General features: G+C 39.5%; 16 protein-coding genes and 1 tRNA gene. 12 read left to right on the top strand and 5 right to left on the bottom strand.

What is annotated here, in order from left to right; genetic code table 11:
- The first annotated feature begins 189 nt into the window (after positions 1-189).
- The 9 genes from J7I42_RS24650 to J7I42_RS24690 all read left to right on the top strand — a co-directional run bounded on the left by J7I42_RS24650 (position 190) and on the right by J7I42_RS24690 (position 6,295).
- A complete protein-coding gene (locus J7I42_RS24650) occupies positions 190-858 on the top strand; it encodes a hypothetical protein (RefSeq protein WP_209141548.1) in 669 nt (222 codons plus the stop codon).
- Positions 859-1,068: 210 nt separating this feature from the next.
- Positions 1,069-2,418, top strand: a complete 1,350-nt coding sequence (locus J7I42_RS24655; RefSeq protein WP_209141549.1) for a vanadium-dependent haloperoxidase — start codon at positions 1,069-1,071, stop codon at positions 2,416-2,418.
- Positions 2,419-2,687: 269 nt separating this feature from the next.
- Positions 2,688-2,774, top strand: a tRNA-Ser gene (locus J7I42_RS24660).
- Between the two features lie 133 nt (positions 2,775-2,907).
- Entirely contained in the window at positions 2,908-3,144 is a 237-nt protein-coding gene (locus J7I42_RS24665) for a GIY-YIG nuclease family protein (protein WP_209141550.1), read from the top strand.
- Positions 3,145-3,244: 100 nt separating this feature from the next.
- The gene (locus tag J7I42_RS24670; protein WP_209141551.1) at positions 3,245-3,952 is read left to right on the top strand and encodes a Crp/Fnr family transcriptional regulator; all 708 of its coding nucleotides are present in this window, start codon (positions 3,245-3,247) and stop codon (positions 3,950-3,952) included.
- 168 nt (positions 3,953-4,120) lie between these two features.
- Complete coding sequence (locus tag J7I42_RS24675) at positions 4,121-4,732, top strand: class I SAM-dependent methyltransferase (protein WP_209141552.1); 612 nt, start codon at positions 4,121-4,123, stop codon at positions 4,730-4,732.
- Between the two features lie 58 nt (positions 4,733-4,790).
- Entirely contained in the window at positions 4,791-5,213 is a 423-nt protein-coding gene (locus J7I42_RS24680) for a hypothetical protein (protein ID WP_209141553.1), read from the top strand.
- Positions 5,214-5,244: 31 nt separating this feature from the next.
- Positions 5,245-5,652 carry a hypothetical protein gene (locus tag J7I42_RS24685; RefSeq protein ID WP_209141554.1) on the top strand — a complete coding sequence of 136 codons (408 nt, stop codon included), beginning with the start codon at positions 5,245-5,247 and terminating at the stop codon, positions 5,650-5,652.
- Between the two features lie 34 nt (positions 5,653-5,686).
- Positions 5,687-6,295: a methyltransferase domain-containing protein gene (locus J7I42_RS24690; protein WP_209141555.1), complete on the top strand. Its 609-nt coding sequence runs from the start codon at positions 5,687-5,689 to the stop codon at positions 6,293-6,295.
- Positions 6,296-6,457: 162 nt separating this feature from the next.
- Here the strand turns inward: J7I42_RS24690 and J7I42_RS24695 are convergent, their stop codons facing one another.
- Together J7I42_RS24695 and J7I42_RS24700 are read right to left on the bottom strand one after the other, a co-directional pair.
- Positions 6,458-7,051, bottom strand: coding sequence for a hypothetical protein (locus tag J7I42_RS24695; RefSeq protein WP_209141556.1), 594 nt, complete (start codon positions 7,049-7,051; stop codon positions 6,458-6,460).
- A gap of 202 nt (positions 7,052-7,253) precedes the next feature.
- A complete protein-coding gene (locus tag J7I42_RS24700; RefSeq protein ID WP_209141557.1) occupies positions 7,254-8,069 on the bottom strand; it encodes a WG repeat-containing protein in 816 nt (271 codons plus the stop codon).
- A 62-nt stretch (positions 8,070-8,131) separates the two neighbouring features.
- Between J7I42_RS24700 and J7I42_RS24705 the strand changes: the two genes are divergently transcribed.
- Both J7I42_RS24705 and J7I42_RS24710 read left to right on the top strand, forming a co-directional pair.
- Entirely contained in the window at positions 8,132-8,533 is a 402-nt protein-coding gene (locus J7I42_RS24705) for a hypothetical protein (protein ID WP_209141558.1), read from the top strand.
- A 158-nt stretch (positions 8,534-8,691) separates the two neighbouring features.
- Positions 8,692-9,198 carry a DinB family protein gene (locus J7I42_RS24710; RefSeq protein WP_209141559.1) on the top strand — a complete coding sequence of 169 codons (507 nt, stop codon included), beginning with the start codon at positions 8,692-8,694 and terminating at the stop codon, positions 9,196-9,198.
- Positions 9,199-9,254: 56 nt separating this feature from the next.
- On the opposite strand, the gene J7I42_RS24715 is transcribed toward J7I42_RS24710, so the two are convergent.
- Positions 9,255-9,827, bottom strand: coding sequence for a hypothetical protein (locus J7I42_RS24715; protein ID WP_209141560.1), 573 nt, complete (start codon positions 9,825-9,827; stop codon positions 9,255-9,257).
- A gap of 57 nt (positions 9,828-9,884) precedes the next feature.
- Entirely contained in the window at positions 9,885-10,448 is a 564-nt protein-coding gene (locus J7I42_RS24720; RefSeq protein ID WP_209141561.1) for a PH domain-containing protein, read from the bottom strand.
- 317 nt (positions 10,449-10,765) lie between these two features.
- Here J7I42_RS24720 and J7I42_RS24725 point away from each other — a divergent pair, with 317 nt between their 5' ends.
- A complete protein-coding gene (locus J7I42_RS24725; protein WP_209141562.1) occupies positions 10,766-11,512 on the top strand; it encodes a hypothetical protein in 747 nt (248 codons plus the stop codon).
- Between the two features lie 318 nt (positions 11,513-11,830).
- Here the strand turns inward: J7I42_RS24725 and J7I42_RS24730 are convergent, their stop codons facing one another.
- Positions 11,831-14,680: an nSTAND1 domain-containing NTPase gene (locus tag J7I42_RS24730; RefSeq protein ID WP_209141563.1), complete on the bottom strand. Its 2,850-nt coding sequence runs from the start codon at positions 14,678-14,680 to the stop codon at positions 11,831-11,833.

The following is a 14,680-nucleotide window of genomic DNA, read 5'->3' on the forward strand; positions in this document are numbered from 1 at the left end:
TATACGTCGAATATGCGGTAGAGCTGCCATTCATTTCCTACCAATCACACACCAAACCCGCACTGAAACAGGGGTTCCAGTGCGGGTTTAGTGCGGGTTTAGTGCGGGTTTTACCGGAAAAATGGCTATATTGACACTATATCCGATACTACTAACGGCTATAATTAGCTATTAAACCTTAGATTCCATATGAAGAAGAAAAGTCCGATTACCCGCAGTCGGTATTTTAACGATCCGGTTTTTGAACGCAGCAGAGAAAATAACACCGAGTTTACCCGTGCCGCCAAAGCAAACCGCGTGCTGCGCCATGCCTTTAAACCGGGAATGCTCAATAAGGCTGACCGGTATGTTTCCGGGCGCCTTACTAAAACGATGTTCAGGATCCTGCAAACCGACCCCATAAACGAGCGGGGCGAGCGCAGGGTGCCACAGGGCGTATTAAACTTTCTGGGGGGCTTTAACTTTAATCGAGACACCAACCTCCAAACTATTTTACGGGCGCCCTATTCCATTACATTCAACCAGGAGGCCATGCTAGCCACCATCAGCATCCCCTCTTTTATTCCCCGGGCAATGATCGATACGGAAAGCGACGCCAATGCTTTTATGTTAACCGCCATGGCGGCCTCGCTGCATTTTGAAAAGGAGAGCTATCCGGTTGAACCGGTACAAACCGATCTGCTGGATATGTCCCTGCAGCAGCACGAGGACCTGCAGCTACAACTACCGGTCATTGGGCATCAGCCTGACCATTCGGTGGTGGTTGCGCTGGGTATTGAATTCTTTCAAAGCGCCTTGGGACAAATTAAACCGCTTGATAAAAAACATAATGCGCTGGCTGTTGTAAAAGTATTTTAGTCCGGCATCAAAGCCTGACCATCGTCAGGCTTTGATAGATTTGGCCGGTTATAGTACGCTTTTCCACCATGATACAATTTAAATAGGCTACCTTTAAATGAACAAAGCAGGTTGACCAACAGCTTTTTTCAATCCCATCCACTACGATACAATAATAACGATTTCGCATCCCCCATCTCGTTCATTTTATCACCATTAAAATGAGTCGTTATGTATTTACCAAAAACCCAAAGAAAGAGTAGTGCAAAACTACTGCAGGCAGTTTTGCTATTAAGCCTGTTTTATGGTTGTCACAAACCTGACCTACCTGTGTTACCGCGCGATGAAAGCGCCACGGTGGTTTATGATTGGTATAAATTTATAGCAATGGTACAACGCCCGGCCAATCCGCAACCTGTAGTGATCCAGAATATAAGGAATTTTGGCTTTATAGGGGTAGGCCTTTATGAAGCAGTGCGACCGGGAAGCATAGGGGCCGAAAGCTTATCTTCCAGACTGTATCAAATGCCGGCCATGCCGCAAGCAGATACCTGGAACCAACAATACCTGTGGAGCGAAAGCGCCAATGCTGCCCTCGCCAGTATGTTCAAATCGTTTCTTGTACTTACCGATGCAAATAAGGCAAGCATCGACTCCATGGAAAATGCCAATTACAACCGGTTCAGTGCAAGCACCCCGGATGAGGTACTCATGCGTTCGCAGGGCTTTGGCCGGGAGATCGCTGCTGCCATTTACAACTGGTCATTGTCCGACGGGTTCAATCTTTCCAGTGTGGGGTATGTACCACCGCCCGTTACACCGGGTTCCTGGGTGCCCACTCCCCCCGCCTATGCCAACCCGGTAGGTCCGTTTTTGAGTGATTCAAGACCTTTCCTGGAGTATAGCCTCACTGCTATGGCGCCACCACTGCCTTTTCCATTTTCAGAAGACACTTCTTCTCTCTTCTATAAAGCCAATAAAGAAGTATATGATATTGGTCAGCGTTTAACTGATGAGCAAAAAGCAACGGCCAATTGGTGGGCAGATGCGGGTGGTGCCGGAGTAGGTGTTCCTTCACCCCATCATGCACTTTCCATCATTACATGGGTACAGGAAAATCAGCAGGCAAATTTATGGAAAGCAGCTGAAGTGTATGCCAAAACAGGGATTGCATTTAAGGATGGCCCCATAAATACCTTCCGGTCAAAATATCATTATAACCTCATCAGACCAGTTACCTATGTTCGACGGCTTATTGACACGGCCTGGTTATCCTATTTGCCTACACCTCCTTATCCTGAATATACTTCGGGACTGGTGGGGTTTTACGCGCCCTATATTCAGGTATTAATAAGATCGTATGGCGATATCCCTGTAACCGACAACGCCTATGAATGGCGGGGATTGCCTGCCCGGCAGTTCACCTCACTGTCGGCATTGCTGGATGAAGCTGCCCTTTCAAGAATATATGGAGGCCTGCACTACCGGTTCACCCAGGAAATATCTATTAGATTCGGTAAAGTGCTGGGTAATGAGATAGCTGCTATCAGGTTAGCTGTTCCCGATTATACGCATCCGTAGATCCTGGTAAATACAGGGATGCCAAATCCTAAAAAGCCTGCAGGAGAATGAACCTGCAGGCTTTTTAACCTTGTATAACCACCTGTTTTATGTTACCGCACCAATGCCAGGGTCCCTTTTTTTGTAAATGAACCCTCGGGGCTGTCCAATTAACGAAGTTATCTAATCAACAGGCGGAAGCCATTCAGGTAGCGAAGACGGGTTTTACTTTGCCGAAAATCAGGCTTTTTGCCGGTTCCCCGGAATAAATTAAATTACATATCCTATCAGGAAAGGTGCCAGAGTGGTTGAATGGGGCGGTCTCGAAAACCGTTGTATGGGCAACTGTACCGAGGGTTCGAACCCCTCCCTTTCCGCCTTCGCCCGCCGAAGCTTTAGCGTAGGCGCGCTTCGCTTTGATTCCCGGACATACCTATATTCCGGCGGGCTTCAACGGACTCAGTCCGCTAATGTTATTAAGGGCATAGTAGCATACATAAAAACTATTTTATGTATTATGTCTATATTCTTCGATGCAATAATGGTTCACCTTATACTGGTTGTACGCAGGATCTGAAAGAAAGATTTCAACGTCATACCAATGGTTACGTACCCGCAACCCAAGCGCTATTACCTGTTGAATTAATTTTCTATTATGCGTTTAAAGACAAATACAAAGCTTTTGAATTTGAGAAATATTTGAAAACAGGTTCAGGAAGGGCCTTTATGCAAAAGCGGTTTTTATAGGATATAAGCACAATAGCGCCGGCACTTGTTTGTGTTTGATGCTCCCCTTTGGAATCGCCCGCTAAAATAGCGGCAAAAAGTGTAAATTTGGGATTTAAGTATGAGCATACGCGGTTTATTTCCGATTGACAAATGGGACTTCAAAAGTGAATCTATATTAATGGATTTGCCACCTGAAGATTTCGCATTGTTAACTGCAAATAAAACCGAGCAGTTGTACTCAAAAGGGGAGATTATTTTCAGGGAAGCATCCTACCCCTCCGGTATTTTTTATATTATTGAAGGGAAGGTAAAGAAGTATAAGGTTGATAAAGAAGGAAGGGAACAAATTATTTATGTAGCCAATCAGGGGGAACTTATAGGATACCATGCTATTCTTGCTGAAGACCGTTATCCGGATTCAGCTTCAACGTTAGAAAAAAGCAGAATTGCATTCATACCCAAAGAAGATTTTCTAAAAACCATACAGCAGTCTCCGGTATTAAATAGACGCTTACTTAAAAACTTAAGCCATGAATTCGCTGTACTGGCCAATAGCATTTCAGTATTTTCACAAAAATCAGTTAGGGAAAGACTTGCTTTACAGTTAATTATTTTACGGGAAAAATATAAAGTCAATTTTCAACCAGGTATGCCTGTCGAGATAAATATTAGCAGGGATGATCTGGCAAATATTGTAGGAACAGCGCGCGAAAGTGCTGTGCGCATACTTGCAGAATTCAAAGAGGCAGGGATAGTAAAAACAAATGGCAGAAAGATTATAGTACATGATGTCAATGAGCTAATAAAAATTGCAAATTATAAATAGTCAGGTTTACAATAGGTTGCCAGAACATCTGAACCAGCTTAATTCCCTATACGCAGCTTATTAGTTGCGTTTTCACACTTTCACTTACAAAATATTGATAAATGTCACTTTTTCGAGTGACATATGGTTACGGCAGCCGGTTAACAAATACGATAATTTCGTATAATTATGTACCTCGAACAAACCGGCCCAAAATCAATAAATCGTTGGCTAAGTACTGATGCGCAGTTCAATAAATTGTATCCCAAATCAATTCAAATATTGGCCGCCAAACATTGGACCCCTTTACACATTACCCAACTGGTGGCGCCATTTCTTGTAACCCATCCGGGGATCAAAGTACTCGACATAGGAAGTGGCGTTGGAAAATTTTGTCTGGCTGGCGCCTGCTATAAATCCCATGCTACGTTTTACGGTGTTGAGCAACGAAAAAATCTTGTCGACCAGGCAGAAAAAGCGGCTGGTAAACTTGGGGTACAAAATGTTCATTTCATTCATTCCAATATTACTGACCTCGACTTCAGGCAATATGATCATTTTTATTTTTTTAATTCTTTTTACGAAAACCTGATGGATAAGGATAAAATCGATGACAACATCACTTATTCAACCTATTTATACAATTATTACCACAATCAGTTATATAAAAAGCTCAACGGAATGCCTGCAGGGACGAGAATAGCAACCTTTCATTGCCTGGACAATACAATTCCGCCAAGTTATCAATTAATAGATGAAAAGGATGGTACATTATTAAAATTCTGGATAAAAGTATTGTAGAATGCTATGTATCCTTGCGATACTAATGATTATAGAAAATAATAAAATAGCTAAGAATATGTGCGATGAAAAAATGGATCAAAAGCCTGGTTATATATGGAGCCTGCTCCATCATAAATGTGCGCGTTGCAGAACTGGAGATATGTTTAAAACGAAGAATGCATATAAGTTGAAACAATTGATGAAAATGTATGATAAATGCCCGGTCTGTGATCAGCGCATGGAACTTGAAGTGGGTTTTTATTACGGGACAGGATATGTTAGTTACGCTTTAACAGTGGCATTCTCTGTAACTACATTTGTTGCATGGTGGATAGTGATCGGCATGTCGGTTAATGACAATAGATTCTTTTGGTGGCTGGGATCAAATATAGCGCTGCTAGTATTTCTTCAACCATATCTAATGCGATTGTCCAGAGCAATATGGTTATCATTTTTCGTACGTTTTAACCCAAACTGGCGGGCACGCGAAGAATCGTGAAATTTAATTAGTAATTATAGTATAATAACATATGGGAGCTCCAAATGAAATAAACAGAAATTTATATTTTACCAACGATCATGAATGGATAGATTTCCAGGGTTCTGTGGCATACGTTGGGGTTTGTCGTTTTAAATTGTCAGGATGTAAGGAAATTCATAAGATTGAATTTAAGGAGGTTTCCGATCTTATAAAACAAGGCGAGGTGATCAGCATTATTCATTTCGACGATTATCAGGTCCAGGTTCATATGCCCGTAGAAGGAAAAATTATCAGTTTTAATGACTTGCTGCTGATTGAAGAAAGAGATGTTTTGCTTCAACAACCTGAGAATATAGGCTGGATCTCCTTAATAGTGCCCAGTGAACTCAATGATAAAAGGGGTCTGTTAACAACAGAAGATTATAAATTGAGGAATGCAATGCAACAGATATTGTAGAAAGGATCAGAAAAACGCATAATCCCATCACATTATGAATACTAGGGTTAGTATACTTCCTAAGCTGGACGACTGTTTTAGCGCTGATGCAGTATTACATAAGCTGTACCCTCAACCGATAAGATCATTAGCGCGCATGCATTGGTCTCCGTTATACATTGCTCAAAAAGCAGTTTCATTTCTGGCGGCGAATAGTAACGTAAAATTGTTGGATATCGGAAGCGGAGTAGGAAAGTTTTGCCTTGCCGGAGCATATTATAAACCAACAGTGACATTTGTTGGTGTTGAGCAGCGAAAAAATCTGGTTGAGTATGCCGAAAGTACCCGAATAAAACTCGGGCTTAATAATGTACGTTTTATCCATCGAAACTTTACACAATTGGATCTGAGCGATTTTGATCATTTCTACTTCTACAATTCATTTTTTGAAAATTTGGAAGGTACCGAAAAGATAGACAATGAGATCGCTTATTCAAGTGAACTATATAACTATTATAGTATCTATCTGTATAATCAATTAGAAAAAATGCCCAATGGTACAAGGATAGCTACTTACTGTAGCTGGGGTGATGAAATACCGCCTTGCTACCAGTTGGCAGAAGTACATTTTGATAAATTATTGAAGTTTTGGATAAAGATATGATCTGTTACCCAGTCATCATAAGTGTTTAGTAACAATCCCTACCCCATAGTTTGGAAGGGCTGGACAGGGCTCGCTGATAACCTGCGTCCCGCCACGCTGCCCTGCAATTGCACAAAAGTTCTGACATGCCTTCCCGCATCCCTCTCTTAATTTAGTTCCCCATTATCGTTTGCCAGGAATAGCAACAGCCTCAAGATGATATTTTCTGCCAATACGGATGTGGGGGTAAAACCTCCAGTGTAATATTGTTCCTATCAGGAAAACAGCAGATCCAATAGCAAGCCCTTTGATATTTTCTTTTTCGAAGGGCGGATCATTGTTAATTAGGTCATTGGCTATATTTAAACCTACATAACCTGCTCCAACAACCTGGAAAATAAAGCCATTCCTTACCCAAACAAATTTTTCGTGTCCCAGAATTACCCGCACCTGCCCGTTATCATGAACAATCAATTCCCTTTTTGTTGGCAAGGCGTACACATCTTTCAGACTAAATATATATCCGCTAAAATGAATGGCATCTGTTCCGTATAACGTATACCGGATCGATTCACGGGTGAGTGAGAAAGAATCATTATGAATATCAGTAATGATGCCATGGATCCATTCCCCGTTATTATTTTGGAAGGTGATGCGGGAATTTGTCCAGAAATAACGAATGTGCCTGTTCTTCTTTTTTAATACCAGATATCCATTCTGCGAAAAAGCAAAAACCGGAAAAGAAAGGGTAAGGTTAAGAAGAATAGTTTTGAACATGGCTCTATTAAATTATTACCTGATACGTATTCTTTTAACGGGATTGCTGATTGAGGCTCACCCTTAACAATCATTGTAACACATCCTTCGTATGCTCACCTTATCCTGTCGCCATTAAAGATCTCACAAAATACATACTCTTTAGCGTGAATTATGTTAAAATAGAGGTGTTGATCTTGAAATTGAAGCCTGCCGTATTGTATTAATTAAGTCGAATTTTAACCTGTTTGCCATTCTGCAATCCAACTGCGTAAATAATAAGGCCTTCAGCCTGAGTCCCGACGCTGTCAAAACCTTCTTTAACAGGAATATTCCCTGCGGTATCAATAAGATACCATTTGCCATCATCCTTCTTAAAAATCCCATGGTAATAATTGTATTCTCCCAATCCACGATAATTGCCGAGCGGTAAAATAAGACGTCCACGGTAATTTATTAAGCCCCATTTCTTGTTGTTAGTTACAATTGCAACATCATTCTTAAAACTATAAATGGAGTCAAATGTTTCCTTTATTATCCTTTGCCCATCTTTGTTTAGTAACACAAACTTGTTATCCGCTTTAACAACTGCTGTTCCTTTATAAAATGGGTATGCTGTTTTAAAGGTTGGCTTTATTATCCAGTCCCCATTATTGCTTATGTATCCATACAGACTATCTAACAGAACAAGTGCAGAATTATCTGAAATGGTCAGGTCATCAAACTTTGGCCGGAAAAGAATTTTCCCTCCTATTGTTATAAGTCCATACTTTTTGAAATTGTAGCCAACAAAGTCACCACCATTTACCCTTTCGCCACCACTGTCCACACGGATTAACCCGTCAACCAGCCAATGTTCGATGTAGTCAAATTGGGCGGGAATTAAAATATTCTTGTTAGTATCAAGCAGTCCTTCCTTGCCATTCTCTTTATAGATGTAGGCTAATGCTTTATTATCACCATAGATGCCTGTGAGGTCTGCCTGCTTCCTCTTACACGAAATAAGTACTATCAAAAAAAACAATTGTAATAGTTTCATAGTGCTGTCTGCGGTTAATGCAACGTTAGTACATTTTTATTTGTCAGGGTTAAAATTCATTTATGAGGACCGTCATATTAATACTTATTATAACGATGCTTTGCTGTTGCAAAAAGAAAGGGAATGAATTCAATGATGCTACAAATAACCTGGTCAATAGGTGGGAGTTGCGGGCATCCGTGGGAGGGTTTGCCGGAACTATTATCTATGAGCCTGGGAATGGCAGTATCGTTGAATTTAAAAGCGACCATTCTTTTATAAATTACGAAAAAGGGAATATCATTCGCTCCGGCACATACGACCTTCAAACCACTTCTGACAAAGATCAATTCAAGCTTACCACTATAACGGATACTTACAATCAGTCTCAGAATATCATTCTGAAAAAAGACACCCTGGTATTTCTAAGTCCTCAATCATGTTGCGACATGCCAGACAATACTTACGTCAGACTCAGGAAATAGAAATCAGTTGTCGCCATAATAAATTCATCTCTTTACATCTTCAGGCAGTATGAGCTCCATTTGAACGTGTAGCCACACTTTCTGAACGCCCGCCTATCATCCCGCCCGCTTCTTTGAAAATATCTTTGCGCTATCATCAAAACATAAAAGAAGGTTTTATGGATAGAACTTATCTGCAGCAAATTGCAAATTACAACTACTGGGCTGATAGCAAAATAATAGCATGGTTACAACAGATAACCGATCAACAATGGGAGCAGGTGATCACCAGTAGTTTCAGTAGCATCGCTCAAACGGCGATCCATATAGTCAGTGCTGAAAAGTATTGGATTGATCATTGGACACATACTCCTGGTCCAACATTCTTCTCACTGGAATTTAAAGGAACAAAAAATGAATTGATTGAGATCTGGACCAGGTCCTCGGCTGCTTTTAGCTCCTGTGTTGAAAGCTATCCGGCAGTTAATTATTCCCAGGCTGTCAGTTTCAAATATCCCAAAAGTGGCGGTACGGGCCAAATGGCTTTTTGGCAAACAGTTGTACATGCCATCAACCATTCTACCTACCACCGGGGCCAATTGGTGACACTTTTCCGGCAGGTTGGTTTCACCCATTTATCTTCCCTTGATATGGCTACATATTTTCAGTTGCAGCTGTCAGAATAAAAAAAGCGTCACTAATATGACGCTTTTTTTATTGTTTCTTAAAGTCATATCACCGCCTAATCCCATTGACAAATATTCTTAATGAGCTTATTTTCTTTGTCATAAAAAACAAACATCCGACAATCGTCATTGACAATTTTATTCATATCAATCTGGCAAATAAAGGTCAGCTTCTCACCCTTTTCATTTTTAGGAGTATAATCCCCTTGCCACCATTCAGGTTGATCCGGGAATTTGATATAGGATTCCAGCTTAAGATCTTTCTTACTATTATTAAATCTCTCCTTTGAAGCATTGAAGTACTTCAAATCAGATTCATCAACTTTAAGGGCATTGGCTGTAAACATCGGCTTCACCATTCCATTAGCAAGAATTTTAAAAGAATAGTCATCAGGTTCGTCGCCCTTTACCAGGAAATCCTCCACTTTACACTTGTCACTAAAATAAACATAGATAACATTGATCTTCTCTTTAATCCCCTTAGTGGATAAATCCAGAGTGGCAATGGGATATATGTTTTGTGTCTTGGGAAACTTTGGATCAATAACCTTCTTATAATCTGGAAAATATTGCTGCCCATTTGCAGCGCTCCCAAATAATGCAAGGAAGGAAAAGAGACGTAATTTCATAAGAATGTTTTTCTTTAGGATAGGAACCAGCATATTAAAAATGGTTGGTTAGATGCCCTAATCGGTCTCTTTGTTCGCAGACGTCTGCTTAACCATTTTGAACACTTCATAAGGGTTTTTAATTGCACTCCAACTGTCATATACTTTTATGGTATGTCCTTCATCGATTTTCGTCCTGCCACTAAAAAACCTTATGGTACCAACATTATACATTTTTTCTAAAACACTTACCGTAACTTCTATATCAGAAATTTTGTCAAAGTCTATTGTTTTAAAATTTGTGCCTATAAAACCTGAACGTATCATTACTCTTTTGTCTGAATAGGAGTACAAAGTGTTAGAAAACGAAAATATCTTTTTCAGGAAAGGAAAGAGTGCGGCAATCAAAGGAATAAGCCCAAACAACCAAAAATAGGAAGATAATTTATCGTCTCCGATTAAATTCCCGTTTCGGGCTTTCGAAATCCAAAAAATGGCAAAACAAATTATTAATATGGTACCTAAAAATCCTGTAAATATGAAAGGAATAAATTTTGGTTTCCCTGTCCATAGGATTTCTTCATTGTCATCTTTAATACTATCAAATGCTGGTAATAAATCCTTGCCGTTTGTAGATGCCATAAACTATTTGAGTGTTGAATGTATAATTGCTACCCCTTTCAGGTATGCTGCAGGTGGAAAATTGTACAAATTGTCAGCCGGTACAGTAACCTCGCTTTGGGCAACAATATTTCCCGCGAGTATACGCTACTTTTAAATAAAATGCAATTTCCGTATCCTTAAATATTTAGCCCACCTTGAAATATATCAGAAAATAAATATATCACCCCGTTTCCCTGGACATTCAGCCTGCCGGTCATTCCTAACCTTTGTTTTCTGCCGAAAGTTGCGTATCATACGTTCAAATAAGACTGTTATAAACCTATTATCTTCCCCCTATGGATTTTGATTTTTCCCAACAGTATAAAGACTATTCCAACGTAGACCTGCTTAAAATTGTAAGACAGGCGGAAAACTATCAGGCAACGGCAGTTGCTGCAGCGCAGGATATTTTACGCGACCGAAAAATATCCGATGAAGAAATGTCAGCTGTAGACCAGTACTTGCAGGATCTTGACAATGCAGAAAAAGACAAAAAGGAAAAGATGGACGCTTTAAAAAACAAGGTGACAGATTTCCTGGAGCCTGTTATCCATCCCTCTGAAAAAGTTGAACCAGGCAAATGGGTCAACATTTTACTGTTGGTAATAGCGGTTCAATATGTATGGATGCTTTATAAAACAGTATGGGCACTGATCCGTTTTTTCCAATGCAGACTTTGCACCTTCGATGTATCTGTGATTTTCCTGTTACTAACTTTGATGTACATTCCTTTTATTTTCTTTTTACTTTTTAAAAAGAGGCGCTGGGGGTGGATACTTCTGTTTGCTGACAATGTGTTCGCTTTAATTTCGGGATTAGGCCAATCGTACATATTCTTTAAATACCAAAGCATTCATAATGGCAATACCATTTCATTCCTGTTGCCCTTATTGATCAGAGCGGCTTTTGTCGCCTTTTTATGGCGCGATCCTATTGCCAGTCATTTTGGCGCAATGCAGGAGACAAAGAAAAATACCGCCTTTATAACTACTGGTGGAAGCCTGCTTTTTGTACTCATTATGTTCTTACTATTTGGGACGTAACGGAGGCCCCCATTTGAGCGCTCAACGCCTACATAATTATTAGTTTAGCAGCTTCGGGCAGGTGGTTTTCATCAATCTACGACAGCTAATTTACTGTACACTTTCACCCTGAACTTGTTTAGGGTCAAGAAAAAAAATCATTGTTTTGTTATATAAAAAATTGCACTAACTTGAACTCAGGATAAGGTTTAATGGTTAATGGTATTTGATTAGTGCGGCCTCTCATCCTCAGGGGGAGAGGCCTTTTTTATGCTCTTTATCGAGCACCCCGTAAACCGTACTCCTTACCACCAGATCGTTTGTCCCTTTTACTTTTTATTATCGCAGACTTGAGCTAGCCCTAACACCTCTTTTATTAGCGTTTATCAGGCTATCAGAATAAAGCTCCTGTAATTTCTTGTAGGAGTTCTTTAAATTATCATAGGTGTCAGTTTTGAGATCATAATGCCAAAAAGAGGCAATACCATTTTCCCGTACTATACAAATTGTTTTTTTTGAAGGGGCACAAAATGCATCAACAACATCTCTTATATTGGTTACATGATCGTAACTGGCTATTTCTTTTTTAGCACCTAAGTCAATTAAACTAAATTTATTCGTAAATAAGAGCAACAGCAGGTCTGGATCTAAAACAAAAGATTTTATAATTGGGAGTGAGTCGTTTGATAAAATTTTACTATCTACAGCATCCGTCAATATAAGATAGGGATAGTCATATCTGTATATCAGGCCATTTGGGTGTATTACTATTGTTTTTTTAGATTTTTGAATGTATTCTATATTAGGCTGATCATTGGTAATAGAATCAAATAACTCAGTAGTTACCTGATCTGTCTGAAAGTTGTACGAAACAAATTTGAGTTTATGCTTTTTTTTATCCTGAAATATTTTATAGCATAAAGGTGGTTTATAATAGGTTCTTACTGCATCAACCAAAAACAAAGATTTTAGTTTCCGCATAAGCTCTCTGTCTTCTGAATACAAAAAGTAAGATCCGGATAAAAGGAATTCCTCATTACAGGGCAGGTAAAGGTCTGGATCAAAAGTCAGCGGTTCTATGGTTGTTTTTTTATTTGGCTGGCCTATGATCTTATAGATCCTTTTATCACTATTTTTATTAGCATTATCACGTGAGAGAACAAACCTGTTATCAACCGAAAAATAAACACGTTTTGCATTTTTGATGCTGTAAAAGGCCTGTTTGTATTTCAATCCTTTCTTTTCAAACAGGTTGTAGAACGAGGCCTGATTGTGATACACAACAGCCAATAAGGAGTCGTTTACAGAAGTTTTAAAATCATCTATTTTTATAAAAAAATCATGTAAGCTATATTGAATACTGTCCGATGCATTCTTTTTTATTAAAATACTATCGTCTAATCGGTATCCGCTTGTGGAAAGCCGGTAAATTTTCAACAACATGGATGAATCATACATGTTTCGAACGGAAAAGCGAAAGTTACCCGAGGTAGAAAATATAGACTCATCATCGGCATATTGAGTAAAAACAAGTGCTCTGTTTTTAAAAACATCGGAAACAGAGTCGTTAAAATCTCTAAAAAAAGCGGATGACTTATTTTTGTACACCGGAAGCTGGCTAACGCTTTCTTCGTACGTAAGAATACTCGCCAGGGAAGCAATACTATTATAGCCGTCACTCGCTCTTAACCGCCCTATTGCTTTCCTGTTCTGGTCTTGAAAAAATCTATTATAAGCTGCTACCTTTGCTTTTTCTATAAAGAAATAATAATACAAACACGACATTATAATAATAAAGAAAACTCCACTACTGATAAAAAGCTTTTTATTACTCTTCCTTCTTTCAGACATTTTAATTCTGGTTACCTGATCTGCTATTTCTCTTTCTCTTCTGGCTCTTCTGGAATCGAGTAATGGTTGTAGAAATTTATCGTGCAGGATCTCAATATGTTTGGAACCATAGTAAACAATCACATTAAGAAATCTGAATCTTTCATTTTCTGCAAGTTGTGTCAGGTCGTTACATATTTCCTCTGTTATTTCTTTATCACTTAATGCCTTCATGGTCCGCTTGCCATCATCAGTGATCAGCTCTTCTTCTATAAACTTTCTGGCAGCCGGCGAGTAATGCTCAAAAACATTTTCGACGTACTTTAGCATTTCGCTTTGAATAAGATCCTTATCTTCCTCATCAATAGCCCTGATGGTTGTTTCGTCCTGTTTTTCACCCGCAATCCTTGGATACAGGCTGTAGCAAATAAGACTAAGCATAAACGGCTGAACTTCTTCCCGGAACCGATTGGTCCGCCCTTCCGAGATACTCATCATTTTTGCCAGGTGATAGGCAGTGGACGCACTAATTTTACTTTCAGAAATATTTTGAATTACTTCACTTGCCATTTCAATGGAAAATGCTTCCAGGTGATACCTGCCTTTAGTATTGAAAACAGATGGAATGATATTTTTTAAAGAGTCAAAACTCGGCAAGTACTCCTCTCTAAAAGAGAAAAGGACCCGGTACCATTTATTGGTTGACTGCAGTTCATCTTTCAGGTATAACAGTTCCTCCTGGTTTTCCGGATTATCCTGCACGTTAAGTAATTGCAGCACATCATCAGGAATAAGGCCTTCAATGATGTTCCGCAGGTCATTTAAAAGATCGCCGGGGTCTGCCTTTTTAAACCGAAGAGAGAACAATTCCTCGAACTGGTCAAAGATCAGGACCGGGATAACCGAATGTTGCCTGTGCCTTACTTCGTCCTTAACAGTAAACTTTGAAAAAAATAAAAACCTGGTAATGGTTTTAATGGGCGGAAGACTTTCATCAAACTCAATCCGGATCGACTTCTCTTTAGCCACTTCTTTGATCAATTCGATGACTGCTTCGGAAAATGACCTTACTTTATCAGTGATCATGCTATCAGAGATCCTGATGTATATGGGTACAAATTTCGATATCTTATCCAGGATGGGTATTAACCCTGCTTTAAGTAATGAGCTTTTACCAACACCAGAACTGGAATAGAGCAATGACAAGGTATATTGTTCTATATTCTTAACTACTTCATTCAGGTCACCATCCCGTCCATAAAAAGAATCCCTATCGTCTTTCCCATACGAATAGGCCCCTTTGAAAGGATTTATCTTTGCTGGCGCTTCTGCAGGCAATATTGTTGATAATTGTTCCAT

The organism is Niastella soli, assembly GCF_017742245.1.
Lineage (GTDB): Bacteria > Bacteroidota > Bacteroidia > Chitinophagales > Chitinophagaceae > Niastella > Niastella soli.

Coding starts and splice junctions, on each gene's coding strand:
- J7I42_RS24725 (WP_209141562.1), top strand. CDS start 10,766: ATGGATTTTGATTTTTCCCAACAGTATAAAGACTATTCCAACGTAGAC.
- J7I42_RS24690 (WP_209141555.1), top strand. CDS start 5,687: ATGAATACTAGGGTTAGTATACTTCCTAAGCTGGACGACTGTTTTAGC.
- J7I42_RS24720 (WP_209141561.1), bottom strand. CDS start 10,448: ATGGCATCTACAAACGGCAAGGATTTATTACCAGCATTTGATAGTATT.
- J7I42_RS24650 (WP_209141548.1), top strand. CDS start 190: ATGAAGAAGAAAAGTCCGATTACCCGCAGTCGGTATTTTAACGATCCG.
- J7I42_RS24655 (WP_209141549.1), top strand. CDS start 1,069: ATGTATTTACCAAAAACCCAAAGAAAGAGTAGTGCAAAACTACTGCAG.
- J7I42_RS24685 (WP_209141554.1), top strand. CDS start 5,245: ATGGGAGCTCCAAATGAAATAAACAGAAATTTATATTTTACCAACGAT.
- J7I42_RS24730 (WP_209141563.1), bottom strand. CDS start 14,680: ATGGAACAATTATCAACAATATTGCCTGCAGAAGCGCCAGCAAAGATA.
- J7I42_RS24680 (WP_209141553.1), top strand. CDS start 4,791: ATGTGCGATGAAAAAATGGATCAAAAGCCTGGTTATATATGGAGCCTG.
- J7I42_RS24700 (WP_209141557.1), bottom strand. CDS start 8,069: ATGAAACTATTACAATTGTTTTTTTTGATAGTACTTATTTCGTGTAAG.
- J7I42_RS24695 (WP_209141556.1), bottom strand. CDS start 7,051: ATGTTCAAAACTATTCTTCTTAACCTTACCCTTTCTTTTCCGGTTTTT.
- J7I42_RS24665 (WP_209141550.1), top strand. CDS start 2,908: ATGTATTATGTCTATATTCTTCGATGCAATAATGGTTCACCTTATACT.
- J7I42_RS24675 (WP_209141552.1), top strand. CDS start 4,121: ATGTACCTCGAACAAACCGGCCCAAAATCAATAAATCGTTGGCTAAGT.
- J7I42_RS24670 (WP_209141551.1), top strand. CDS start 3,245: ATGAGCATACGCGGTTTATTTCCGATTGACAAATGGGACTTCAAAAGT.
- J7I42_RS24705 (WP_209141558.1), top strand. CDS start 8,132: ATGAGGACCGTCATATTAATACTTATTATAACGATGCTTTGCTGTTGC.
- J7I42_RS24715 (WP_209141560.1), bottom strand. CDS start 9,827: ATGAAATTACGTCTCTTTTCCTTCCTTGCATTATTTGGGAGCGCTGCA.
- J7I42_RS24710 (WP_209141559.1), top strand. CDS start 8,692: ATGGATAGAACTTATCTGCAGCAAATTGCAAATTACAACTACTGGGCT.